At 58.3% G+C, this 24,309-nt stretch carries 22 protein-coding genes; 14 read left to right on the top strand and 8 right to left on the bottom strand.

Annotated elements, in window-relative coordinates; genetic code table 11:
- From ACR3E0_RS15405 to ACR3E0_RS15390, 4 genes are read right to left on the bottom strand one after another with little or no spacing between them, the layout of a single operon-like run.
- Positions 1-537, bottom strand: a complete 537-nt coding sequence (locus ACR3E0_RS15405) for a DUF3305 domain-containing protein (protein WP_480479684.1) — start codon at positions 535-537, stop codon at positions 1-3.
- Complete coding sequence (locus tag ACR3E0_RS15400) at positions 537-1,556, bottom strand: DUF6352 family protein (protein ID WP_480479683.1); 1,020 nt, start codon at positions 1,554-1,556, stop codon at positions 537-539. Before ACR3E0_RS15400 ends, ACR3E0_RS15405 begins: the two co-directional genes overlap by 1 nt.
- Positions 1,553-2,122, bottom strand: coding sequence for a DUF6505 family protein (locus tag ACR3E0_RS15395; protein ID WP_480479682.1), 570 nt, complete (start codon positions 2,120-2,122; stop codon positions 1,553-1,555). The genes ACR3E0_RS15400 and ACR3E0_RS15395 overlap by 4 nt, the downstream gene beginning before the upstream one ends.
- Positions 2,119-2,832 (bottom strand): biotin/lipoate--protein ligase family protein, encoded by a 714-nt coding sequence (locus ACR3E0_RS15390; protein WP_480479681.1) that lies wholly within the window; start codon positions 2,830-2,832, stop codon positions 2,119-2,121. The genes ACR3E0_RS15395 and ACR3E0_RS15390 overlap by 4 nt, the downstream gene beginning before the upstream one ends.
- A gap of 165 nt (positions 2,833-2,997) precedes the next feature.
- On the opposite strand from ACR3E0_RS15390, the gene ACR3E0_RS15385 reads away from it, so the two are divergent.
- The gene (locus ACR3E0_RS15385; protein WP_480479680.1) at positions 2,998-4,971 is read left to right on the top strand and encodes a 4Fe-4S dicluster domain-containing protein; all 1,974 of its coding nucleotides are present in this window, start codon (positions 2,998-3,000) and stop codon (positions 4,969-4,971) included.
- 53 nt (positions 4,972-5,024) lie between these two features.
- Here ACR3E0_RS15385 and ACR3E0_RS15380 read toward each other — a convergent pair whose 3' ends face one another.
- Positions 5,025-5,897: a LysR family transcriptional regulator gene (locus ACR3E0_RS15380; protein ID WP_480479679.1), complete on the bottom strand. Its 873-nt coding sequence runs from the start codon at positions 5,895-5,897 to the stop codon at positions 5,025-5,027.
- Between the two features lie 117 nt (positions 5,898-6,014).
- Between ACR3E0_RS15380 and ACR3E0_RS15375 the strand changes: the two genes are divergently transcribed.
- The 5 genes from ACR3E0_RS15375 (at position 6,015) to ACR3E0_RS15355 (ending at position 11,185) form a co-directional block, all read left to right on the top strand.
- The gene (locus tag ACR3E0_RS15375) at positions 6,015-7,148 is read left to right on the top strand and encodes an ABC transporter ATP-binding protein (RefSeq protein ID WP_480479678.1); all 1,134 of its coding nucleotides are present in this window, start codon (positions 6,015-6,017) and stop codon (positions 7,146-7,148) included.
- A complete protein-coding gene (locus ACR3E0_RS15370) occupies positions 7,145-8,065 on the top strand; it encodes a carbohydrate ABC transporter permease (protein ID WP_480479677.1) in 921 nt (306 codons plus the stop codon). Before ACR3E0_RS15375 ends, ACR3E0_RS15370 begins: the two co-directional genes overlap by 4 nt.
- Positions 8,058-8,951, top strand: a complete 894-nt coding sequence (locus tag ACR3E0_RS15365) for a carbohydrate ABC transporter permease (RefSeq protein WP_480479676.1) — start codon at positions 8,058-8,060, stop codon at positions 8,949-8,951. The genes ACR3E0_RS15370 and ACR3E0_RS15365 overlap by 8 nt, the downstream gene beginning before the upstream one ends.
- 99 nt (positions 8,952-9,050) lie before the next feature.
- Positions 9,051-10,301 carry an extracellular solute-binding protein gene (locus tag ACR3E0_RS15360; RefSeq protein WP_480479675.1) on the top strand — a complete coding sequence of 417 codons (1,251 nt, stop codon included), beginning with the start codon at positions 9,051-9,053 and terminating at the stop codon, positions 10,299-10,301.
- Positions 10,302-10,360: 59 nt separating this feature from the next.
- Entirely contained in the window at positions 10,361-11,185 is an 825-nt protein-coding gene (locus ACR3E0_RS15355) for a metallophosphoesterase (RefSeq protein WP_480479674.1), read from the top strand.
- Between the two features lie 259 nt (positions 11,186-11,444).
- Here the strand turns inward: ACR3E0_RS15355 and ACR3E0_RS15350 are convergent, their stop codons facing one another.
- Both ACR3E0_RS15350 and ACR3E0_RS15345 read right to left on the bottom strand, forming a co-directional pair.
- The gene (locus ACR3E0_RS15350; protein ID WP_480479673.1) at positions 11,445-12,584 is read right to left on the bottom strand and encodes a cytochrome-c peroxidase; all 1,140 of its coding nucleotides are present in this window, start codon (positions 12,582-12,584) and stop codon (positions 11,445-11,447) included.
- 418 nt (positions 12,585-13,002) lie between these two features.
- A complete protein-coding gene (locus tag ACR3E0_RS15345) occupies positions 13,003-13,866 on the bottom strand; it encodes a sigma-70 family RNA polymerase sigma factor (protein ID WP_480479672.1) in 864 nt (287 codons plus the stop codon).
- An 88-nt stretch (positions 13,867-13,954) separates the two neighbouring features.
- On the opposite strand from ACR3E0_RS15345, the gene ACR3E0_RS15340 reads away from it, so the two are divergent.
- Genes ACR3E0_RS15340 through ACR3E0_RS15330 form a run of 3 tightly spaced genes read left to right on the top strand, consistent with a single transcriptional unit; the run spans position 13,955 to position 16,960 of the window.
- Complete coding sequence (locus tag ACR3E0_RS15340) at positions 13,955-14,518, top strand: MarR family winged helix-turn-helix transcriptional regulator (protein ID WP_480479671.1); 564 nt, start codon at positions 13,955-13,957, stop codon at positions 14,516-14,518.
- A 23-nt stretch (positions 14,519-14,541) separates the two neighbouring features.
- Positions 14,542-15,705, top strand: coding sequence for a P-loop NTPase (locus tag ACR3E0_RS15335; RefSeq protein WP_480479670.1), 1,164 nt, complete (start codon positions 14,542-14,544; stop codon positions 15,703-15,705).
- Entirely contained in the window at positions 15,698-16,960 is a 1,263-nt protein-coding gene (locus ACR3E0_RS15330) for a DUF6522 family protein (RefSeq protein ID WP_480479669.1), read from the top strand. Before ACR3E0_RS15335 ends, ACR3E0_RS15330 begins: the two co-directional genes overlap by 8 nt.
- A 137-nt stretch (positions 16,961-17,097) precedes the next feature.
- Here ACR3E0_RS15330 and ACR3E0_RS15325 read toward each other — a convergent pair whose 3' ends face one another.
- Positions 17,098-18,267, bottom strand: a complete 1,170-nt coding sequence (locus ACR3E0_RS15325) for an ROK family transcriptional regulator (protein WP_480479668.1) — start codon at positions 18,265-18,267, stop codon at positions 17,098-17,100.
- A 213-nt stretch (positions 18,268-18,480) separates the two neighbouring features.
- Between ACR3E0_RS15325 and ACR3E0_RS15320 the strand changes: the two genes are divergently transcribed.
- From ACR3E0_RS15320 to ACR3E0_RS15300, 5 genes are all read left to right on the top strand, one after another.
- Positions 18,481-19,506 (top strand): substrate-binding domain-containing protein, encoded by a 1,026-nt coding sequence (locus ACR3E0_RS15320; RefSeq protein ID WP_480479667.1) that lies wholly within the window; start codon positions 18,481-18,483, stop codon positions 19,504-19,506.
- 111 nt (positions 19,507-19,617) lie between these two features.
- A complete protein-coding gene (locus tag ACR3E0_RS15315; RefSeq protein WP_480479666.1) occupies positions 19,618-20,691 on the top strand; it encodes an ABC transporter permease in 1,074 nt (357 codons plus the stop codon).
- Positions 20,691-21,467, top strand: a complete 777-nt coding sequence (locus ACR3E0_RS15310; protein WP_480479665.1) for an ATP-binding cassette domain-containing protein — start codon at positions 20,691-20,693, stop codon at positions 21,465-21,467. The genes ACR3E0_RS15315 and ACR3E0_RS15310 overlap by 1 nt, the downstream gene beginning before the upstream one ends.
- Positions 21,464-22,102, top strand: a complete 639-nt coding sequence (locus tag ACR3E0_RS15305) for a nucleoside/nucleotide kinase family protein (RefSeq protein WP_480479664.1) — start codon at positions 21,464-21,466, stop codon at positions 22,100-22,102. The genes ACR3E0_RS15310 and ACR3E0_RS15305 overlap by 4 nt, the downstream gene beginning before the upstream one ends.
- A gap of 662 nt (positions 22,103-22,764) precedes the next feature.
- Positions 22,765-24,306, top strand: coding sequence for an ankyrin repeat domain-containing protein (locus tag ACR3E0_RS15300; protein WP_480479663.1), 1,542 nt, complete (start codon positions 22,765-22,767; stop codon positions 24,304-24,306).
- Positions 24,307-24,309 lie beyond the last annotated feature (3 nt).

The following is a 24,309-nucleotide window of genomic DNA, read 5'->3' as shown; positions in this document are numbered from 1 at the left end:
TCAGCCCTTCCCACGCGGCGGCCGCCCCGCGCGACCCCGGCTTGTGACCCACTTCTCGTCGGAGTGAATAATGCGCGGCGCGCGCGGATCATCAGCAGACGTCGCTGGTACGCGTTTGCGTTTGTGGAACACCTCCTCGACGTGGTGCTCCGCAATGAAGGCTTCGAGCTGCGCCACCAGCGACGTCGGCATCGGCACGGCTTCGACGATCCGGTCAGGATCACTCGCCAAAGCCTCTCCTTCGTAGGGGTCGACGGTGACCAGACGCACCTTGCCTTCATCCAATGCCACCCAGACCGAGGGGCGTTTTGCGGTCAGGTTGTCGATGTAATGCCGTGTCTCACCGGAATGAAGTACCAGAGCGTGATCGCCCATATAGGTGGTTTCTATGCCGTCTCGGTTCGACATCAGAGTGCCTGCTGCCATCATCGGCAGATCCGTCATGGCCGCAACCGGGCGCGGTACACGGCCAGCCCACTGGTTCGCGGGCGGATGCGACGCGGCAACGATGCCCAACCGAAAGACCTGCTGAGGCATCAGGTGCCCTCGACCGATTGTAGCGCCGACTGTCGGGCTGTTGCTTCGACAATCGGAAGGTTTGTCACAAGGTTCTGTGGTTTGCATCGGATCACGTTGTCGCTGCCCATTCCCAGAAGAAGATAAACCGGATGCCCCTTGGCTCCGGGCTCGATCCCTTCTTCACTTGCGAAGTCTAACGCAAAAATGCCGACGAGGGCACTCTTGGGCACCACACCGTTCCAAAGCGCATTGCCGATTTCGGTGCCCACGGGATCGAGCCCGACGAACCACCGTAAGTCTGCTTCCGGCACTTCCGTCAGGGCGGTCACGCTGACCTTGCGGCCCATCAGGTGTTCAATCCATATTTCGATGACACGCCCCAATGCGTCCCGCGCCTTTGGGTCCGCCCCGAATGGCAATACCATGGAATGCGCGTCCGAACGGCTCCAATAGGTCCAGCCGTTGGCGTCCCCCAACACGTCAAGCGCGTCAACACCGCCTTTCATCATCGCTCCGAGCGGATCGGCATGCTTGTCCGCCTCGATTTCGGCGACCAGCTCGTCATCTGCAAGCATCAGCGCACCGTCGTTCACATAGGCCCGTTGAGGCCGGAAAAACAGCTCTCCGGCGCGCAGGACCCGCGTATCCTCACATCCTTCCAGCGCGTTGCGCAGGATAAGCTGGACCAACTGGTTGTAGAACAGGACCGGCAGCGTAACGCCGTCGCGCACCAGTCGCACATAACCTGCTTCTATGCTCCCTTCCTCCAGCAACACATCGCGCAGACATAAGAGAAACCGCCAGTTCTCCTGTGCATCGACATCCGCCATCGCCTCGATCTGCGCCGCATCCACCGGAGCCGTGGGCGCGGCGAGTAGTTTGGAGTGCAGCGCCCGTTCCGCATCGCACGCGTCCGGCGGCGGCAATATCTCGGGCCGAGCCAACCAGGCCAGGATCAACTCGTCGGTCACCTGCATGCGCGCGGCCTCATCAAGGCGGGTTAACTGATGCCCCGAAGCTACCCAGAACTCTCTCATCGTGTTGTCTCCCCACGGCCCATCGCGGCCAGGTCAATTTCGGCCACGTCGTCCTCTTCATCGGTTTCGACAAAATGGAAGGCCCGGTCGTGACCCTGCAAGTAGCCTGCCGAGAATGCTGTTTCGTCTCTGGGTTTCAGAGAGCGGAACTGCTCGCGCGTGGCACCCATATCGTCGACATGGCGATGAATTGCGATCAGCGTGCCTTCGTCATGGCCGCGGCACAGCTCTTCCGACAGCGTTATTTCTTCTTCGGCGGCGGGTAGGGCAATCTCCAGACTCGGTGCGCCCAAATGTGTCACCAGTTGATGCGCCAATCCGGTGACGGCCTCTGCGCGTTCATCGCCGCGCGCCTCAGTTACGACAACCAGTGTCGACCAGCCGAAACTTGTGATCCCCAGTAAGCCCGACCGGAAGGCGATCTGCTCTTTGCGGCTCATGGTATCGGCCGCCCGCCCGGCAAAGATGAATGTACCGGGCACAGCCCATTCATCGGGATTGGCCGCAGGTGCGAATATGACACCGTCGGACTTGTCCAGCCGAATTGTGCGCAGCAACCGCGTCACAGGTCCGGACCTTCGGCGCCCCGCCAGCCGGCTTGTGCAAGACCATCGCTCAGGCTTGTGACCCGACCGTCGTGAACCAGTTCAGCCGCTTCACTCAAGGCACCGTTGGTTGTCAGCCGCCCCGCATAAAGCGCGGCGACGGATGCGAAACCCGAATGGGTCCACCGGTCGAAATTCAGCATGAGATAGGCTGCAAAGCTCTCAACAATCGCCAGCGGGTCGGAAAACTCCTCTTCTTCCAGCGAAACCGAATTGGGAAACTCCCCCGCATCGTTCAGATGGTTTCGGTCGGCGATGAGTTCGACACCCAGAACCATCCAATCGGGCACATCTCCCGCGTTTGTACCGGGCGCGACAGCAAGCCGCATGCCGCCCAGACGACCGGCGTCCAGAACCAACTCGGTTGGCCAGCCGAACCGCACGTCCCGTTCAGGCGGACAATGCGCCGCCACGGCTTCGGCGAGTGCAACCATGCCGATGATGACCGCTTTCTGCGCGTCGTCGATCGGCGTTTCCGGTTCCAGAACAACCGCAAAATCAAGGCGACCGGGTCCGTCCGCACTGCTGCCGTAGTGCCAGGTCAGGCATCCCGCGCCTTCTTGTTCCGCCCGCCGCTGTGCGTCTTCGAACGCGTCGCCAATCGGCAGCCAATGCTCTGTATAAGGAGGTGGAAGTGTGAGCTTTCTGGGCGGTGGAATTTCATCCAGCACAAAAGGATCCTATCATCGCGGGTTGAACTGCGAGAGACATAGAGCATCTTTCATTAACCTCAAGCCCCGGCCTCGGAGGCCGACACCAGCAACCAACAAGAAGGCAGCTACATGGTGAACCCTGACCGCAAACGGACTGTTCTGACCTGTACATGCGAGGGGACCATGCGCCTCGACGAAACGGCCCTGAACAAAGCCGGATGCGGAGGCGACCCTGCAGCCCACCAGCTTTGCCGTGCCAATCTCGATCGGTTCCAGGCCGCGTTGGCAATTGGCGATCCCGTTACGGTCACCTGCACCCAGGAGGCGCCTCTGTTTCGCGAGATTGCCGAGACCGAAGCTCCCGCTGTCGATCTGAGTTTTGCCAACATCCGTGAGACAGCCGGCTGGACAGCAGACGCGGCTGAGAGCGGGCCAAAAATGGCGGCGCTGATTGCGGCGGCAGAGGTTGCACCTTCGGCCTTTTCCTACACAGCCATGGAAAGCAATGGCGTAGCGCTTGTGCTTGGTCGGGACGAAGTGGCCGTGAACGCAGCGCAAGATCTGGCGGACACGCTCGACATCACCGTTCTCCTCATGCCCGGAACCGAGGTAACTCCGCCAAGACAAACGGTTTTCCCGGTTCTGCAAGGTAAGGTCGCAAAAACCGAGGGGCATCTTGGCGCCTTCAATCTGACCGTCGACAGCTATGCCGCTCCGTCGCCGTCCTCGCGCCACATGCTGCAATTCGAAAGCCCGCGAAACGGTGCTGTTTCCAAGGCCGATCTGGTGATCGACCTGACAGGCAACCCCCCGCTTTTCCCGGCGGCGGATTTGCGACCGGGTTACTTCCGCGCCGATCCGCGGGACCCGACAGCCGTCGCCCGGTTGGTCCACAAAGCAGCGCAGATGGTCGGCACTTTCGACAAACCGATCTTTATCGATTTCACCGCTGATATCTGTGCGCATTCCCGCAACGAAATCACCGGCTGCACCCGGTGTCTGAACCTGTGTCCGACAGGTGCCATCCTGCCCGACGGTGACAGTGTCCGCATCGATCCCAACGTCTGCGCGGGGTGCGGCCAGTGTGCGGCGGCCTGCCCGACCGGTGCCGCCTCGTATGTGCTGCCGGATGTCGCAACCCTGGCGCATCAGCTCCGGGCAGGTTTGCGCGCCTGGCACGACGCCGGAGGGCTTTGGGCACCCGTAGTTCTGTTTTACGATACCGATCATGGCGAGCCGTTGATCGATGTCTCAGCGCGCTTTGGCAGAGGACTTCCGGCCCATGTCATCCCCTTTGCCGTCAATGAAATCTCGCAGGTTGGCCCCGAGGTGATGGCGGCCGCGATGGCGTATGGTGCCGGGGCGGTCACGCTTTTGGGCAGAGCGCGTCCGCTGCACGATCTCAGCGGACTTCATGCCAGCCTCGCCCTTGTGAACGAGGTATCCGCAGCGATCGGACACGGGCCGGCATCGCTGATCGAAACGGATGACCCGGACGCCATGGAGGAGGCGCTGGCCGGCCTTCCACGGGCACCTCGTCATGAAAACCCCGCCGGTTTCCTGCCGCCCGAGGACAAACGTGGCCTGTTGGTGATGGCGTTTGGCGAGATGAACCGCAGTGCTCCGCGACCCGCTGAAACCGTGCCCCTGGCAGATGGTGTTCCGTTTGGCGCGGTTCGTCTGGATACAGATGCCTGCACGCTTTGTATGGCCTGTACCGGCGCGTGCCCTGCCAATGCGCTCATTGACAATCCCGAGGCGCCCATGCTGCGCTTCACCGAGACGGCCTGCGTGCAATGTGGCCTGTGCGAAGAGACCTGCCCGGAAGACGCGATCACGCTCAAGCCGCAGATCGATTTCAAGGCATGGGACACGCCACGTCGCATTCTCAAGGAGGAGCAACCCTTTTGCTGCACCACCTGTGGCAAGCCATTTGCCACGCCAACAGGTATTGAACGCATTCAGAAGCGGCTGTCGGACCATTGGATGTTCAGTGGAGAAGAAGGTGAAAAGCGTTTGAAAATCCTGGAGCTTTGCGAAGACTGCCGTATCGAGGCCGTGGTCAATGAAGGGTTTGATCCCCATGACGAAACAACCCGACGCGTCCGCACGATCGAAGACGACATTGCGGATAGTCATCGCGGTAAACAGAGTTGATTGCTTTTTGACCTTCGGGCAACGCTTGTGTGCGTGATACCCCAATGGGCGTCCTACAACAAAGTCTCGTCAACGGTCTCCAGGAAACTCTTGATGATTCTCAGACCGGTTTTATGCCGTGGCACCGCAAGACAGGTCTCAAACACCTGATCGAGTTCAGTGATCGGTATTTCCTGAAGCCTGTGTTCTGCAACGGAACTTGCCTCCAAAAAGATGCCGACGCCGATCCCCTGCAGGATTGCCTCTTTCATGACCGGGAAGGTGGTCATGGTCACAATGCGTTTTGGCTGAATCGAGGATTTCAGAAACGCGTCTGTTACAATCCGTTGGGTCAGCGAGCCTTTTTCCGGCAGCAACAATGTGAATTGCGCGACTTCTGCCAAGGACACTTTGTCCCGTTTCGCAAGCGGATGGTCAGAGCGGGCGTATACCACATATCGTGCAGAATGAACGGGTTGGACATATAGGTCCGGCATCTTTGTTGGCTCCGTGACGATCCCGATGTCAACACGTTTGTCTCTTAGACGCTCCATGGCTGAAGCCCAGTCGAAAAGCGCGAAATCCACGGAGATTCGCGGAAACCGATTTGCATATCGCTCGATGAGGCCAAGTGCGGGTTGCGGCGCGTTTGCAATAACCGTCAGGTGGCCTCTGTCCAGGGCGGCATGCCCCCGCAACCGTTCGGTGATTTGTTGATCAAGGGACGCAAACTGATCCGCCAACTGAAAAAGCTCTTGCCCCATTGGCGTCAACACAATGCCCTCACGACTCCGCAAAAGGACCTGTGCGCCGACCTTACGTTCAAGTTTGGCCAAGTGTTGGCTGACCGCAGATTGTGTGACGCCCATTTGCCGTGCAGCACCGGAAATACTGCCCTCCCGAACCACATGGGCCAGGGCCAGCATCTGATATGTGTTCGCCGCCATGTCGCACTCCTTCTTTTGGCGGCACTATCGCGGCTATTAGCAACACTAATATTACGTCACAGAATCGAGACCCAAGTTTGCAAGCATGACGCCGAAGTAATTTGGAGATACGGAACGGTGTCGCACATATCGTTACAGGCGATCGAGAAATCGTTTGGGGAAACGCCCGTGCTCAGGGGCGTGTCGCTCGATATCCATGATGGCGAGTTTGTTACCCTGGTCGGCCCATCGGGGTGTGGCAAATCCACTCTGTTGCGTATTCTGGCCGGGTTGGAAAAAGCCGACCGCGGAACCGTCACAATCAACGAGACAGATGTTACGGCCATTCGCCCTTCTGACCGCAACCTGGCGATGGTGTTTCAAAGCTACGCTCTTTACCCGCATCTCAGCGTCGCCGAAAACATGATGACGCCGCTGAAGATGCGGGAGTTGAACCCGGTTGGGCGATTGCCGGTCATTGGACCGCTTTTGGCGCGATCCACCTATCGCGACATGACCGAACGTGTCCGGACGGTCGCGGAAACCCTCAAGATTGAGGCCCTTTTGGCGCGCAAGCCGGGGCATCTATCCGGCGGACAGCGGCAGCGTGCAGCACTCGGACGCGCCATGGTTCGCAAGCCGGTCGCTTTTTTGATGGACGAACCATTATCAAATCTGGATGCCGCATTGCGCGTCCACATGCGTGCGGAACTGTCGGCTCTGCATCGCGATCTGGATGCGACCTTTGTCTATGTCACCCATGATCAGGCCGAAGCGCTCACAATGTCGGATCGCATGGCGGTTATGATGGATGGGTATATCCTACAGGTCGGGCCACCGGATGAAATCTACACTGATCCAGTTTCTCTTCAGGTGGCCAGGTTCATCGGCTCACCTTCGATCAACATCATGCCTGGAGAAGTGACAGGCAGCGGTCAGGTGACAGTCTTTGCAAAGCCGGGCTTTGCGGTGCATGGCCAGGTTGTCGGGCCGATACATGTGGGTTTGCGCCCGGAGCATTTGTTTCTCAGCGCGCAGGGAAGATATCAGGGCATAGTGCGGTACAGGGAAAACCTGGGCTCTGATGTATTCCTGCATCTCGGTGTTACAGGGTCAGACACCATGTTGGTCCTGCGCGCTGACCCGACGACGGCCCAGGGATTTGGTCGCGGGTCGACCGTCGGCTTTGATTTTCATCCCGAGCAGGCGCTTATCTTTGATGCAGATGGCAGACGGCTGCGCCCGGCATTGGCCAGCCGTGAGGTGGCATGATGCAGTCACGCGCGCATCTTTGGTTCATCGGCCCGGCGCTGTTCTTGATGATCGCCATTCTTCTGCTGCCGATTCTGATCGCCGTTGGCCTCAGCTTCACCAACTATTCCCTGGGAAATCAAGGCGCTGAATTTGTCGGGATCGAGAACTATGAGAAGATTTTCACCCGTTCCGCTTACGAAAAGATGTTTGGTGCGACCTTCCGATATGTGTTCGTGGTTGTACCTCTGACCGTCGGTTTGGGGCTTGGTGCTGCATTGCTTATCCATTCTTTGGGACGGTTTGGAGACCTCTACAAAACCGTATTCTTCCTGCCCGTAATGGCCGCTTTGATTGCGATGGCCATCGTCTGGGAGTTTGCTTTCCATCCCACAATTGGAGTGATTAATTCCACGCTTGAGCGCGGATGCGGCACATTCCTGGAAAGCTGGTCGTGGTATGCCCAGGGGTGCGCAAAAACGTTCCCGCTTTGGCTGCAGGATCGCGACTATGCGATCTGGACGGTAAGCTTTATCGGCGTGTGGCAGGGTTTCGGCTTCAATATGGTTTTATATCTTGCCGGGCTCACGTCGATCCCGGCATCGCTCTACGACGCTGCCGAAATGGATGGCGCGCATCGTGGGTGGGACAGGTTCCGTCTGGTAACTTGGCCCCTTCTGGGGCCGACAACGGTTTTTGTCGTGACGATCAGTTTCATCCGGTCATTTCAGGTCTTTGACATGGTCGAGGCCTTCTATCCGCAAGGCGGGGGGCCGTCGAAATCCGTCTTCGTCATGATGTTCGCCATTTATGAGAAAGGTATTCAGCAGAACCTGATGGGCATCGGTGCAGCAATTACGGTTGTTTTTCTGGGGTTTGTGATCGTGCTGACACTGATCCAGCGCTGGCTGGTCGAGAGGAGGACGCATTATGTCTGATCGCTTTTCGACAAACGAGGCAGTGAAACATGCGATCCTGATCGTCGGGGCGGTGATTGTCCTGCTGCCCTTTTACACGATGGTCAGCCTGTCTTTGAAATCGCCGGCCGAGATCATGCAGCAGACCGGCGGGTTTCTTGGCAGTCAGCAGCTGTTTCGGGACGATTTCTGCGTCAAGCTGGGCAACGCAGTGGAAGACTGCATGGTCAACCCGATCGTCTACAACTATACGACCGCCTTCGAAAAAGCGCCTTTGCTGCGATATCTTTTCAATGGGGTAATCGTGACGCTTTCAATCTTCATTATTCAGGTGGTTGTTGCCTTGCCCTGCGCCTATGCCCTGGCCAAGCTACGGTTCTGGGGGCGTGAGGCGGTCTTTGGTCTGGTCCTGTTCTGCCTGTTAATCCCGGTACATGCGATTGCCTTGCCGCTCTACATCATGCTGGCCAAACTGGGGCTGACAAACACCTATGCCGCCTTGGTGATCCCGTGGACAATTTCGGTGTTCGGCATTTTCCTGATGAGGCAGTTTTTCCTGACGGTTCCGGACGACCTGATTGACGCGGCCCGTATGGATGGGATGTCCGAATACGGAATCATCTGGCGAGTCATGCTTCCCACAGCAATCCCGGCACTTATGGCCTTTGGAATCTTCAGCGTCGTGGCGCATTGGAATGACTATTTCTGGCCACGCATTGTTATCACCGGAAACCGGGAACTCTTTACCCCGCCGTTGGGCCTGCGCGAATTCAAAGGCGATGCCGATGGTGACAATTTTGGGCCGATGATGGCCACCGCCTGCATCATCGTCACCCCCTTGATTGTCTGTTTCCTGCTGGCACAGCGCCGCTTTATCGAGGGGATCACACTGTCTGGAATGAAGTAGGACGGGTTGCCCCGTCCTACCCGCAGCATCCCGTCCGGGATCATCACTGGGGACTGCCAATCGCCAAACCGTCAGCCCCCGTAACAGGAGAGTAAGTTAATGAAACGCACAGTGACTGCAATGGGCCTTGTGCTTGCTGCAACCGCCGCGGCGGCGGAAGACAAAATCGTTGTCGAGTTTGGCTATCCTTACAGCCATCTCTTTGACGTAACCTACGAAAAGATTTTGCCAAAGTTCTACGCGCAGCACCCGAATATTGAAATCAAGATGCGGGCGACGTACGAGACATATGAGGATGGCACAAACACGATACTGCGCGAAGCGGTGGCCGGCACGCTGCCGGATGTAACCATGCAGGGCCTGAACCGTCAGGCTATTCTGGTGGAGAAGGGGATCGCCAAGTCCTTGGAGCCATTCATCGCCAAAGAAGCAGACTTTGCCAAAGACGGCTACCACAAAGCCATGCTGGATCTGGGTACCTTCGATGGTGACGTCTACGGATTGCCATTTTCGATTTCCCTCCCGGTCGGCTATTACAACATGGAAGTTATGGCCAGGGCCGGCTACGACGAGACCAATTTGCCCACCACATGGAACGAGGTGGTCGAGGCATGCGGCAAGCTGCGTGAGGCCGGCGTCGAAAACCCAATGTTCTGGGGCTGGAACATCACCGGTAACTGGTTTCTGCAGGCGCTGATGTGGTCGCAGGGCAAGCCCACTGTTGAGGGCGCTGATTTTCAACTGGACACGCGGGAAGGCCTCAAGGCATTGGAAATCATGCAGAATATGTTCCAGGGCTGTGAGATGCAGAATCTCGAGTGGAAGGCCGCTTTGGCATCCTTCTCGGCCGGTGACCTCGGCATGATGTATTGGTCAACATCAGCCGTGGGTGCGGTGGAGCGGGCGATGGGTGATTTTACCTTGGTGACACATGAGTATCCTGGTCTGGACTCGGCTGGTCCGATGGGTTTGCCCGCCGGTGGTAATGCCGCACTTCTGGTCTCGACATCCGAGGACCCCGCCGAGCTTGAGGCTGCATGGGCGTGGTTGAAGTTCATAACTTCGGGCGAGGGCGCAGCCGATGTTGCCCGAACCACAGGCTATATGCCTCCGAACCAAGCTGCCAACGAAATCATCCTGGCGGAATTCTACGCAAAAAACCCAGCCAAAGCGACAGCAGTACGGCAACTGCCTTTGCTGCGTGAGTGGCAGGCGTATCCCGGCGATAATGGCCTGGCGGCAACACAGGTCATCTATGATGGCCTGGAAGGTATCGTGACCGGCGAGCACGAAGACATGGGTGCGTTGCAGGAAGAACTCAGTGAAGAAGTTCAGGATCTGCTGAACTAATCCGAGACAGGACCTGGGCCCCGGGCAATTGCTCGGGGCTTCAAAAAAGGGACAGGCGCATGAAACTCCTGCAATTCACAGACATCCATCAGACGAGACCCGGCGATACGATAGATGGCCGTGACCCAAACGCCAATTTCGCCAAGGGGCTCTCGCACGCATTGTCTCTGCATCACGACGCAGAGGCCATGTTCATCACCGGCGACCTTTCTGATTGGGGGGATGCCGATGACTATGACCGGATAAAGCGGTCCATCGCAAGGCTGCCATTCCCGGTACATCTGCTGATCGGAAACCATGACGACAGGGCGATCTTCCTAAGAACGTTCCCCGAACTTAAGGGTCCGGACGGGTTTGTGCAGTACACCGTGCCACTTTCACTCGGCACAGCGATCTGCCTCGACACATGGGGGCCCGAGACGCACGCTGGCCATTTCTGCGAACGGCGTGCGGACTGGTTGTCCGACCAGCTCAACACCCTGGCAGGGCCGGTGTGGATATTCATGCATCATAACCCGGTCGCGATCCGCATCTTGCCCATGGACAAGATCATGTTGCTGGATCACGAGCGCTTTGCGGATACCATCGCCCCCCACACGGACAAGATACGCCATATCTTCCATGGTCATTGTCATCTCCCCCTCGCCGGGTCCTTGCATGGGGTCGCGTTTTCAGCGCCGCGTGGCACAAATCACGCCGGCTGGCCGGATTTTGCTGCTACGAAACTGCTGTCGTCAGCGAAGCTGCCTGAGGCCTACAGCGTCATTTTTGCTGACCAAAGGTCCACCCTCACGCACATGGTCGAGTTTGGTTACACCGGCGACATCGGAGGAGAAAGCAGCCCGGACTATGCAGAGTGGGACCGCGCCACAATGGTCCGTTGATAAGTCTCTGACCAATCCGCTATAGCCATGTAAGTTTTTGTTTTTGATGGGTTTTCAAATGCTTTGTGGGATCAGGACTTTAGGCTGCTGAACAGCTCGTTGGCCAATCCCATTCCTTTCCAACACACAAGAGCAATGGGCGGACAAGCGGCATACGGTATCCAACCTCGGCACTGTTCGCGCCGTGGCGACACCTAGGAGACGGACATTCCTGAGGTTTCTTGGACAGTAGCCAGCGTATAGTGCCGGCCATCCGAAGTTACTCCTCGAGAAGGTGTTCATACCGCGCGTCCGTGAGAGTTTTCAGAAAGGCGACGATGGCGTCTATGCGCTCGTCCTCCAGTGCCGGACCGTGGGTCAGTTCCTCCACGGCCAACGTGTCTTTGACAAGCGGCGGCCCAAACGGAGTACCGGTCTCGGGGTTGATCATACGGTCCTCGGATCGAGTGTTGTAGATGTTGTAGAACAAGACCACGGTACGCAGATCTTGGAACACACCGTTGTGCATGTAGGGGCCTGTCACGGCGACATTCCGCAGCGTTGGCGTTTTGAACTTGCCCAGATGTGCAGGATCTCCTGCAACCGCCGGATTGGCGGCCAGACCCTCGTCAATGGTTCCGATCGGTACGCCGTTCAATTCCCGCAGTGCAACGTTTTCCGGCGTACCGATGTTATGGTAGCGGTAGTCGCTGAACGTTTCGCGTGGATCAATCGCACTTGTCGACAGTTGATGGCACTGGTTGCAGTTGGTGAACTGCTGCGAGAAGAACAGGACCATTCCCAGTTCTTCGCCGCGGGTCAACTCCGCTTCGCCACGCAGGTAGCGGTCGTATTTTGAGTCAAACGGGCTGAACTCTGAGGTGCGCTCGAAGGCGGCAATGGCTTGTGTCATTGCACTGTATCCCGCTTCTGGATCGTCCAGAATGCCGTCGCCGAACAGCGCCGAGAAAGCCGTGACATAGACAGGGTTCTCAACCAGTCGAGCCATGACGGAGGCCTTGTCCGGCATGCCCATCTCGACAGGATTCAAGGGCGGTCCGCCAGCCTGATCCTCCAGTGTTGCCGCGCGCCCATCCACAAACTGGCCCCCGATCCAATCGCCCTCTGCGTTGCGGTGGAACACCGGGGACAGCGCGGCATAGGCGGCTGTCGGCGCATTCCTGTCCCCCAGCGAAACGCCATCGTCGCCGGGGGATGCCATGCCGCGGGGATCGGCGAACCCGTTCTCGGGATTATGGCAACTGGCACAGGCTTGGGTGCGGTTGGCGGACAGGTTTGTATCGAAGAACAGCATCCGCCCAAGCTCGGATTTTGTGATCGGGTCCTCGGCGCACGCGGCGGGGCCGCCGAGGAAAGCCGTCAAGCATCCGCAAAATGTCAGAAATACAGTTAGCCGCATCGCGCTCTCCACTTTTCTGACAGATTAACTAAGGTATCTGCGCCTGACTTTGATTTCAGTCAATGCGATATCCTCAAAAGACCCGCATCGGCCTCACAATGTCTGACCAAGGCGGCCTCGCTTTCGTCTTGACCTAAACCGTTATCTCAAAATCGGTTTTCGCAAGGAAAACGCGCGGGGCGAGCATGTCTTGCATCTTAGACAGACAACAGTTTCTTTGCCTCGATCACATGGGATTCAAGACATACAGTCCGCTGCCTGCTCGACTGGTTTACCGGTGGCGTACATATGTCAGCCCAATCAACCGGGTTTCAGATTGGCCAACACAGATACCAGAGGCCAAGACCCGCCTGAACGCAACGCCTTTCGGACTTATGCCCCAAACGCCATGGGTTTTCCGTCAGACTGGGGCCGGGGTTTACGTTGCAAAGTAACCCACACCGAATTCGCGCTGGGACATCGTTTCGCGTAGGCGCTCGAAGCCGCGTTCGCGCAGCTGGCGTATCCGTTCCTTTGACACGCCGTACTGTGTTCCCAGACCCTCCAGGGTTGCAGGTGGATCGTGGAGTTGGGTCGCAATAATTATATCGCGCTCGCGAACCGGCAACGCGTTCAGCGCCTTCACCAATTCGCGACGCAATGCGGCCGTTTCCAGCCCTTGCAACGGTGCCTGCTTGTCGACGCTGTCCGGATCAACAAGCAGGGCGATGCGTTCTTCGCCGCCGTCATCAAGCGCGGGTGCGTTCAGGGAATGGTCCTGACCCATGGCCTGCGTGCGCAGGTCAGCAACCCGGTTCAGGTCGACGCCCAGCGTGTCGGCCAGCCGCGTGTCGAATTCCGCGCGGTCGATCGTGGGATCGGCTGCCATCTCGGTTTCCAGCGCCGCGATCTCTGCGATTGCCTTGCGGGTCTGCGCAGAGTTGGGGCGGCGTACGATCGATTTATTGGCGCGAATGTAGTCCTGAATCTCTGCACGTACCCACCAGGCCGCATAGGTCGAAAAGCGGTTCTCACGATCCAAATCAAAACGGTTGGCAGCTTTGATCAACCCGATCAGCGCCTGTTGCATCAGGTCCGGGTCGGCCTCTCCGGGTCCAGGTTTGAACCGTTTTGCGGCTGAGGCAGCCAAAGGGGTGAAGGCTTGGACAAGCTTGTCGAGCGCGCGGGCATCGCGCCGGGACCGCCAGGCGCGAACCAGATGCCGCTCCTCATCCTCGGACAGCATCTGGGCTGTGCGTTTGTGGCGCGGTCGGCTTCCCCAATTCGGTAGTGGCTGATTCATGGCTTCGGTCTCAAGTTAGTTTCGAAGCGATACTAAACACGCGCCGCCGCTATTGTCAAAATGATTTCGGTTCTATACTAAATTCAGTATGAGCGACGAACATCAAACACCCGACCGAATCGCCGAACTGCTGATCCATGTGGGCCGTGCAGCGCGCAGCGAGGACGGTCGATCCGAACTGACCGCGGCGCAATGGACCTGTCTGCGATTCCTTGCGCGGGCCAATGGCGACACGCGCACGCCGTCAAGCTTCGCCAATTTTCAGGCGACGACGCGCGGAACCGCGTCGCAAATCATCAAGTCGCTGGAGAGCCGCGATCTGGTGACGCGTCATCGTTCAGAGCGTGACGGGCGCAGCGTATTCTTCGACCTCACGAAAAAGGGACGCGAAATCCTGTCGCATGACCCGCTTCGCGATCTGGTCGGCGTGATCGACGGCCTGAAGCCAACGGAACGGAGACAGTTTCTAAACACGCTGTCGCGTCTGGCAACTGCACTTGCCGGGTTGCGGGATGTGCCGGCGTTTGGAACCTGCAATGGCTGCAGCCATTTCACGACAACCGGTGGTGCGGCCTACTGTGCCTGTATGTCCGCCGAACTGGCGGCCGACCAAACCGACAAGCTGTGCGCGAGCTATCGCGAACCGACCTAGAGTTTCAAACCAAGGAGAGCAGGATGACGAGGCCTGATCAAGTTGCGGCCCCCCGTATGATTGCGATCAGCAGTGGCAAGGGTGGGGTCGGGAAATCAACCGTGTCGGCCAATATCGCTGTCGCAATGGCCGAGGCCGGATTGTCGGTCGGCATTGTGGATGCCGACATATACGGCCCGTCCATTCCGGGTATGCTTGGTATCCCGGCCGAGAAACCCGCCATGTCCCCAGAGGAAAAGGTTATTCCAGCCGAGGCGCACGGGGTCAAAGTCATCTCGATGGCTATGCTGACTGACGATGACAAACCTGCCATCCTGCGCGGTCCCATGGTGACAAAGTATTTGCAGATGTTTGTCAAACAGGTGGACTGGGGCCAGTTGGACGTTCTGCTTTTGGATCTGCCGCCCGGAACCGGTGACATCCAGCTGACACTGGCACAGGCCTTTCCGCTTGCTGGGGCCGTTGTGGTCAGCACGCCCCAGGATGTCAGCCTCAAGATCGCCCGGCGCGGCCTGCGCATGATGGAACAGGTCAATGTGCCAATCCTCGGTGTTATCGAGAACATGAGTGGGTTCACTTGCCCGTCTTGCGGGACGCTGACTCATATCTTTCATCAGGGTGGGGGAGAGGCCATCGCGGGCGAATTGGACGTCGCATTCCTGGGCAAAGTGCCACTGGACCCCAGCGTCGTCGATTGTGGTGACAACGGCAGCCCCATTGTCCGTGCCGCGCCCGACAGCCCGGCCGCAACAGCATATCGGCGGATTGCCGCAGCTCTGACGGAAACCGCCTGTCACACGGGCGGAATTACGACACCTTTCGCCTGGACCATCGCCGATGGCACGGGCAAGCCGACCGCTGCCCAAGCGGCAACCGCCGCGCCGGACGTTCTTGTAGCACTGGACTATGACGACAGGGGTTTGACTATCGGATGGGCCGACGGGACTGAAAAATGCCTGACACCGCGCGACCTGCGCCTTGCCTGCTCCTGCGCACAATGTCGCGATGAAATGACCGGTTCGCCATTGCTGGACCCCGAGACTGTGCCGTTAGGCATTGGCCTGACACGCGTTTGGAGCGTCGGGAACTACGCGTTGGGGCTTGCTTTCACCGATGGCCACTCAACCGGAATCTATACTTTCAAAGCCCTGCGCGAGATGCAGGGGACGGAGCTTGAAGATGTCTGACCTGTCGCACCACCGGCGCATCCGCGCGCAGTCTTCAGTCAAGGATGCTGATGTCATGGGGTTTGTTCTGGACGCGCCGATCAACCCGGGCGGGTCGGTTCGGTTCGATGACGCAGGTCAGGGCCCCTTGGCGCACGGTCTTCTCTCGGCGCCGGGTGTGACCCGGATCGAGGTGAGCGACGCAACAATCTGGGTCAAGAAAGAGTCCGGTGCAGATTGGGCGGTGTTGAAACCAACGGTTGCCGCTGCCATTCGTCGGGTTCTCGAAGAAACGGATACGCCATTGGAAGGTGGCGCGGTATCGGAAACAGACGATCCCGAGGCGGTTCTGCTGCGGCGGATAGAAGAGTTGCTGGACCAGCAGGTCAACCCGTCTATCGCGGCGCATGGTGGCCAGATTTCGGTTGACCGTGTGCAGGGCGACAAAGTGTACCTGAGGATGTCGGGTGGATGTCAGGGCTGTGCGGCATCTTCGATCACCTTGCGAAATGGGGTCGAGCGTATGCTGCGTGCGGCTTTACCGGAGATCGGCGAGATCGTGGATGTTACGGATCATGACGCTAGCAGCAATCCGTATTATTCTCAGGATGGTCGGCAGTCGCCTCTTTTGAACCGTCCGGTTCCTCAGAGTGTGATCAGTTGGGAAGACGGGCAAGTGATCGTCGATCCGGATTACTTGGCACCAAAGCTGGGGTTGACGCCTGATGCCTTGCGCACCGGTTTGCGCCTTGGTGACGTCACCGGCGTAACCGAAATCGGGCAAGGCGCGGACGAAGGCAAAACCCGGGTCACTGTCCGGACCCCGACGCGCGCCTGGGCTGCCGAAATTTTTGACGATGGCACAGCGCGAGAAATTCCTCCGCCGAGGGAGGCAAGTGTCGCAGTTGGTCGCGAGCGTGAACTTACAGATCGGGTGCGGGCTGTGCTGTCACGCCTCTCGTCGGACCAGGTTCCAATCACCTACGGATCGCTCGCGCGTTCGCTCGGTCTCTGGACTCCCGGGTCGGTAGGACGGGTCACACGGGCGCTTGAAGCTACGATGCGCGAAGACGCCGCCGCAGGCCGACCCTTCATCGCCGCCCGCGCCGCAAGCCGTGGCCGGGACAGACTGCCTGCCCAGGGTTTTTTTGACCTCGCCCGCAGCTTGTCACGGGGACCGCGCGACGGAGAAACCGATCCCGACTTCCACGCACGCGAAACGCAGTGGCTCGACCAGTCACTTGCCAATCCCGAAAGTGAGGAGGCGACTACATAGTCGCGAGGTCGATCGGCAGTAGGGTTCAATTCGACCATTGGAACGATGCCGGAAAATCGTTAGCTGTTGCCCGAATTTGCGGGTGTTTTGATGCAGGAAAGGCACTCTGCACACGGCTAACCCGAACGCCACGGAAGCTAGGCCTCTACGAGGTATCTTTCCGAGAGCGGAAGACTTGCTGCACCAAGGGCACGGGCATCCGGGCCCACCATTCCCGCCGAGATATTTGGCCGCTCCAGCCCTGTCAGGTTCAGAGAGGACATATGGGCTTCGACTTCCTTGATAAGCCGCGTCTTCAAGTCTGCGGGCATCCAGCCATCAATTTTTATGTGCCCGAAATCGATGACGCTGCAGGACGAGACAATCGCATGCGCAAGACCCTGCGCCGCTCGTTCCAGCCAGCCATCCAAAAGGTCTTTAGGGACGTCCCAATGGTCAGATGTTTCCCACAACAGTGTCGCGCCACACTCGGTGCCCGTCATCGAACGCTCAAGAACATAAAGGCTGGCAACGTCAATCAGAGGCTGAACCTCTCCAGAGCCAACAGGGACAGGCAACGGACCCAATGCTCCCGCATTGCCGCGCCCGGAGAAAATTGATCCATTCAGAACAACCCCGCCGCCAACAAAGTAACCAACGTAGAAATACAGGAAATCTCTTGGCCCGTCCGCCGGCCCAAAAACCAGTTCCGCCCCGCAGGCAGCGGTAGCGTCGTTCTGAACAAAAACGGGAATGTCATGGGTTGCTTCCAGAGCGGCTTTCAGGTCGGCGGTGCGCCAAGCATCCATTTTTTCCTGCGGCACCTGCAAGGTCTGCGCCCAATCCCAGAGATAGAAGGGCATCGCGATCCCCAATCCGGACACCCGCCGACGCGTATCGCTTGGCATATTCGCCATCATTGTGCCGAGGGCTTCGTTCGCGAACTCGAGCGTCGCCTCTGGGTTCGGATAGTCGTAAGTGCGCCTCGCACGCTGACGCACCTGTCCCAGAAAATCCGTCAATACCAATTCGGTGCTGCGTCGGCCGACTTTCAGCCCGAAGAACAGCGCACCTTCGGGATTGAGCCGCATGGGAACAGACGGTTGCCCGACTTTTCCGCGCATGGGCTCGCCACGCAGAAGCAAGCCGTCACTTTCGAGTTGCCGCATTATGACCGAAACCGTCTGTGCCGACAGACCGGTCATGCGTGCAATCTCGGATTTGGCTAGGGCGGTGTGCCGGCGCACCAGAGACAGAACCAGACGCTCGTTATGGGCGCGCATTCCGCTTTGGTTCGTGCCTCTCACCGCTGAGACCCGATCAGACATGGGTTTGTCCTGTGACATGTCGGCAGACAAATCATCCCCTCCCTCGCGCCAAGAATGTGGTGACATATGGCGGCTGTCAATAATAATTAAGAGTGATTTATTTATTGACTCACATCTCGAATCTTGTGATGTTTTTTGCTGTGTGACCGGGTCGGAAACCGCCCGATTATACATATGCCCGAACGGGCATGGGAGAAACTGGGAGGACTACCGATGAAACTTGCGAACCTCGCAAGCGCTACGGCGCTGGCCGTGACAGCCATGGCTGGCAGCGCATTTGCCGATGGCCATGGAACCACCGTGTGCCTGATCACAAAGACCGACACCAACCCTTTCTTCGTTAAAATGAAAGAAGGCGCGACAGCCAAGGCGGAAGAGCTTGGCATGACACTGAAGGCCTTTGCGGGCAAGGTCGACGGAGATCACGAGACACAGGTTCAGGCCATTGAGACCTGCATTCTGGACGGCGCAAAGGGTATTCTGCTGACCGCCTCTGATACCTCTTCGATTGTTCCTGCTGTTCAACAGGCACGGGACGCGGGTCTTTTGGTTATCGCGTTGGACACACCGCTGGAGCCAATTGACTCGGCGGATGCGACATTTGCGACCGATAACTTCCTTGCCGGACTTTTGATCGGGCAGTGGGCCAAGGCCACGCTTGGCGACGCCGCCAACGACGCCAAGATCGCCACGCTGGACCTTGCCGTCAGCCAGCCGACCGTGGACGTTCTGCGCAATCAGGGATTCCTGCAGGGCTTTGGCGTGGATCTGGCCGACCCTAACGTGATCGGGGATGAGGATGACGCTCGTCTGGTCGGCAGCGATGTGACCGCCGGAAACGAAGAAGGCGGACGCCGCGCCATGGAAAATCTGTTGGCCAAGGACCCGACGATCAACGTGGTGCACACGATCAACGAACCTGCGGCGGCTGGTGCCTACGAGGCCCTGAAAGCCATCGGGCGTGAAAACGATGTTCTTATCGTGTCTGTCGATGGGGGATGCCCCGGCGTACAGAATGTAGCGGACGGTGTCATCGGAGCGACCTCGCAGCAGTATCCGCTGTTGATGGCGTCGCTGGGTGTGGAAGCCGTCAAGAAATGGGCGGATGAGGGTGTTAAGCCCGAGAACACACCCGGGAAAGACTTCTACGACACCGGTGTTGCGCTGGTAACGGACAAGGCCGCTGACGGCGTTGACTCGATCTCGGTGCAAGAAGGCATGAACCTCTGCTGGGGTTGATCTGAGACATTGGAAGGTCGCCAAGGCGACCTTCCAACACAAAACCCTTTCTTACCCGAAAACTTGCTAAGGTGGCCCCAGGACGGGTGCTTGACGCATGGGGGAATCTAAATGTCCGATACGCCACGACAATCCGACGACTACGAAGCAGCAGCCCAGGGCGGCCCGGAACAGGTCGCGGAATTCGAAGATCACCACAGGGGCTTTGTCGGGACGGTCCAGCACTTTCTGCACGTGAACCCGTCGCTTGTTCCATTGATCGTGCTTGTCGCCGCGATTGTCATCTTTGGTGTTCTGCTCGGCGAAAAGTTCTTCTCGCCCTTTGCGCTGACCTTGATCCTGCAGCAGGTTCAGATCGTTGGTATCGTTGCGGCCGCTCAAAGCCTCGTGATCCTGACCGCCGGTATCGACCTCAGCGTCGGGGCGATCATGGTGATGTCGTCGGTTGTCATGGGTCAATTCACCTTTCGGTATGGATTGCCGCCATCTGTCGCCATCCTGTGCGGTTTAGCTGTTGGAACTGCGATTGGCGCAGTGAACGGGTTCCTTGTCAGCCGGATCAAACTGCCGCCCTTCATAGTCACCCTTGGCATGTGGCAGATCGTCTTGGCAGCGAATTTCCTCTATTCTCAGAACGAAACCATCCGGTCGCAGGATATCGAGAGCAATGCACCGATCCTGCAACTGTTCGGCAATAAGTTTAATGTTGGAGGCGCTGTCTTTACCGTTGGCGTCGTCTTCATGCTGGTGCTGATCCTCGGCCTTGCCTACGCACTGCGCCATACAGCCTGGGGCCGTCATGTCTACGCAGTGGGAGACGATCCGGAGGCCGCAGAATTATCCGGGGTCAACGTTCACCGCACATTGATGTCTGTGTACATGCTGTCTGGGCTGATCTGTGCCTTCGCCGGCTGGGCCCTGATCGGGCGGATCGGCTCGGTGTCTCCGACCTCGGGGCAGTTGGCCAACATAGAAAGTATCACCGCTGTTGTGATTGGGGGCATATCGCTGTTCGGAGGTCGCGGGTCGATCCTGGGCTCGCTGTTCGGCGCGCTGATTGTCGGCGTCTTCACCCTTGGTCTGCGGTTGCTTGGGGCAGACGCGCAGTGGACCTTCCTGCTGATCGGCATACTCATCATTGCGGCGGTTGCCGTCGACCAGTGGATCAGAAAGGTGTCAGCCTGATGGAACCCATTCTCAAAGGACGGAACCTTGTGAAGCGCTATGGCCGGGTCACGGCCCTGGACCATTGCGATTTTGACCTGATGCCGGGTGAAATCCTTGCGGTCATCGGCGACAACGGCGCTGGCAAATCGACCTTAATCAAGGCTGTTTCCGGCGCGGTCACGCCGGATGACGGCGACATCTGGCTCGAAGGCCAAAAGGTCAACTTTCAGTCGCCAATCGACGCGCGCGAGGCCGGGATCGAAACCGTTTATCAGACGCTCGCGATGTCTCCGGCTCTGTCAATCGCGGATAACATGTTCATGGGGCGGGAAATCCGCCGCAAAGGTCCCATGGGGTCGGTGTTCCGGATGCTTGATCGACCAACGATGGAGAGGTTTGCCCGGGACAAATTGAGCGAGCTCGGCCTGATGACGATCCAAAACATCAATCAGGCCGTCGAAACCCTGTCCGGTGGTCAACGTCAGGGGGTCGCCGTCGCCCGCGCTGCGGCCTTCGGATCAAAAGTGATCATTCTCGACGAACCAACCGCCGCCTTGGGTGTCAAGGAAAGCCGCCGGGTGCTGGAACTGATCAACGATGTGAAGGCGCGTGGAATTCCGATCATCCTGATCAGCCACAACATGCCGCACGTCTTCGAAGTTGCCGACAGAATCCATGTGCACCGGCTGGGCAAAAGGCTGTGTGTCATAGACCCTGCGGATTACACAATGTCTGATGCCGTGGCGTTCATGACCGGTGCCAAGGAACCCCCGGCAGAGGACAAAGCGGCGTGAGCGGCCAAGATGCCTCTCCGGACCATCTGGCACAGAAAATCGCCGACGCCGCTGCGGCGCTGGCAGGCTCTTCCAAACGGCAACTGGTCGCTGTTGCCGGTCCGCCGGGTTCGGGAAAATCAACGCTCGCGGAACTGGCGCAACATAAGTTGGAAAAGCGCGGGATACCCTGCGGGCTGGTCTCCATGGACGGGTTTCATTTCGATAACGCGATTCTGTCGGTCCGCGGTCTTTTGGACCGAAAAGGAGCGCCGGAGACTTTTGATATTGCGGGATTTCGCGCCATTCTGGGCCGGCTTCTTGTCGAGGACGAAGTTGCCGTACCCGAGTTCGACAGAACGCTGGACAAAGCCATAGCGGCTCGAACCGTTGTCACATCGGATCAGCTAATTGTTCTGGTGGAGGGGAACTACCTTCTGCTGGAAGAACCGCGCTGGGCGGATTTACAGAAACTTTGGGCGTCAAGTGTGTTTCTGGATGTTGCGTTGCCTACACTCGAAGCACGGCTTACAGAAAGGTGGGTCGCGTTTGGCCTCGACCCCAAGTCGGCCAAGGCTCGAGCATTGTCCAATGACATACCAAATGCAAGACGGGTTTTGCAGAACTCATCGGAAGGGGCCATCCTGATAAGATGACCAGATATTGGCGCAAGCCCAGACGGCCGCCATTCAGATATCGCCAGCAGCACCGAGATTCAGACCGTTGTAGCCATCTTAGGCGGCGGATGGATAAGTGGGCGCTCCGGTCGCGATGTCCTGATGCGCGAAAAGGTCCCGACTGCGCAAACACGGTTGGATAGCGATCCCTCGCAATCCTGCCGCGTGCGATGAGATCATCAATTGGCATCAGTCAACGCGCGTTCCGAAGGTCCAACTGTCCAGACAGTTGAAGACGTCGAAAACCCTGTTGGACGCGATACCCTCTGCATTGATCTCCTCCTGTAGCGACGCAAACGGTATAAACGTCCACGAGGTCTCGATGCCTGTAAGCTTGGTGAATTCATCGTCCCCTTACATCAACTGCATATCTTTGCAACATTACCAATTTGAGGAATTGACTGCTCACCCCAAACGCCAAAACCGCGTCACAGACGTGGCTGTGCGTACGTGCAATTTTGACACTTCATGACTTATCATGCTTGCTAGGGCGCCTTGCGCGCGATACCGTTGGGTCGGGCCGTTTGAGGCGGCCACCCGGTCCGCGGAAAGCTGTCATCGGCACCTCCCAGCTAAAGCAGAAAACCACATCGGTTTCTCGACCCGAAACAGCGGACCATCGGGTAATGGAGGGAACACCGATGACCAAATCACTGGACCAACTGCGTCGTGACGCCAAGGCTCTGAACAAAGCGCTTGCCGCTGGGGACGAGGGTGCAAACCTGCGTGTTCACGGCATTATTCCGACGCCCAAAAACGGGGTCTACAAGCATGCCGACTGTCTGCATGTCGTTGCCCGCGAAACAGGCTATGCGACATGGTCGGCTTTGAAACTGGCTGTTGAAACTCAGGGCATGGATCGCGCCCAAAAACAGGGGCGCTTGCGATGGGCGCTCTATCATGGTGCGGCCCAGACGGTCACTTATCTGCTCGACAACGATCCGGACCTTGCCAAGGACCAGGTGCCGCTGCTTGTGGCACTTTATGATGTTAAAGCAATGCGGAAAATCCTGACGCAGGACGCTGGCGCCGCAACGCGCGATTATCCGCCCCGGCGTCCGATGTGTCATCTGGCGTTTTCCAAACACATCAAGTTCGCACCCGAAAGAGAGAGCGACATGTTGGCCATGGCCGACTTGCTATTCGCGCATGGCGCGGATGTGAATGACAGTTTTGCATTCCAACCCGGGGCCGAGCACCGTTTGTCCGCCCTCTATGGTGCCATCGGTCACGCCGATAACATGCCGCTTGCCAAGTGGCTTTTGGACCATGGTGCCGACCCCGACGACGATGAGTCCCTCTATCATTCCACAGAACTGGGCCACACGGTGGCTCTACGCCTGCTACTGGAACACGGAGCCGAACCCAGAGGCACCAACGCGCTGCCCAGGGCAATTGATTTCAACAGTCCCGAGGCTGTTCAACTGCTTCTTGAGCATGGCGCGGATCCCAATGAAGGCATCACTCCGCATCCGTCGGGCGAACCATCTCTGGTGATACCGGCCCTGCACCAGGCAGCCCGGCGATTGGCCTCGGGCGAAATTGCCCAACTCTTGCTGGACCATGGCGCGAACCCGAATGCCGTTAGCCGCAGCCACACGCCTTATGCATTTGCCCGCATTTTTGGGAACAGGGCCATAGCGGACCTGTTGGAACGGGCCGGGGCATCCACAGTACTGTCGACTGTGGAAGCGCAATTGGCACGTGCTGCCGATGGCAAACCAATGCCGGGCGAACGCATTGACATGGCCCAAGTGTCGAATGAGATGCGGTACCTGTTGTGCCGCCTTGTCTGGCGTGCAGGCACGTTGCCGCATATGAGGCGTCTGGTCGAGATGGGCTTTGACGCCAACCTGCCTGACGAGATGGGTATGCCGCCCCTGCAGTTGGCCGGTTGGGAGGGGATGGCCGATGTCATGTCGTACTTTCTGGAGCAGAACCCTGACCTAGACCATACAAACGCCTATGGCGGCACACTGTTGTCGACCATCATTCACGGATCTGAACACTGCCCGCAAAGGCGCGATCGAGAGCATATTGAATGCGCCCGCTTGGCCCTGGAAAAGGGCGTGCCGCTTCCCAGAAAGGCCCCACAATTTGCGACACAGCCGGAGATGTCCGCCTTTCTTGCCGATTGGGCGGAACTGCACCCGGATCAGATTGTGGAACACGGGGTGATATAGCGG

The sequence above is a fragment of the Ruegeria sp. AJ12 genome (genome assembly GCF_056536245.1).
Note: the sequence above shows the minus strand (reverse complement) of the source record. Positions and strands in the feature narration are given on the sequence as shown.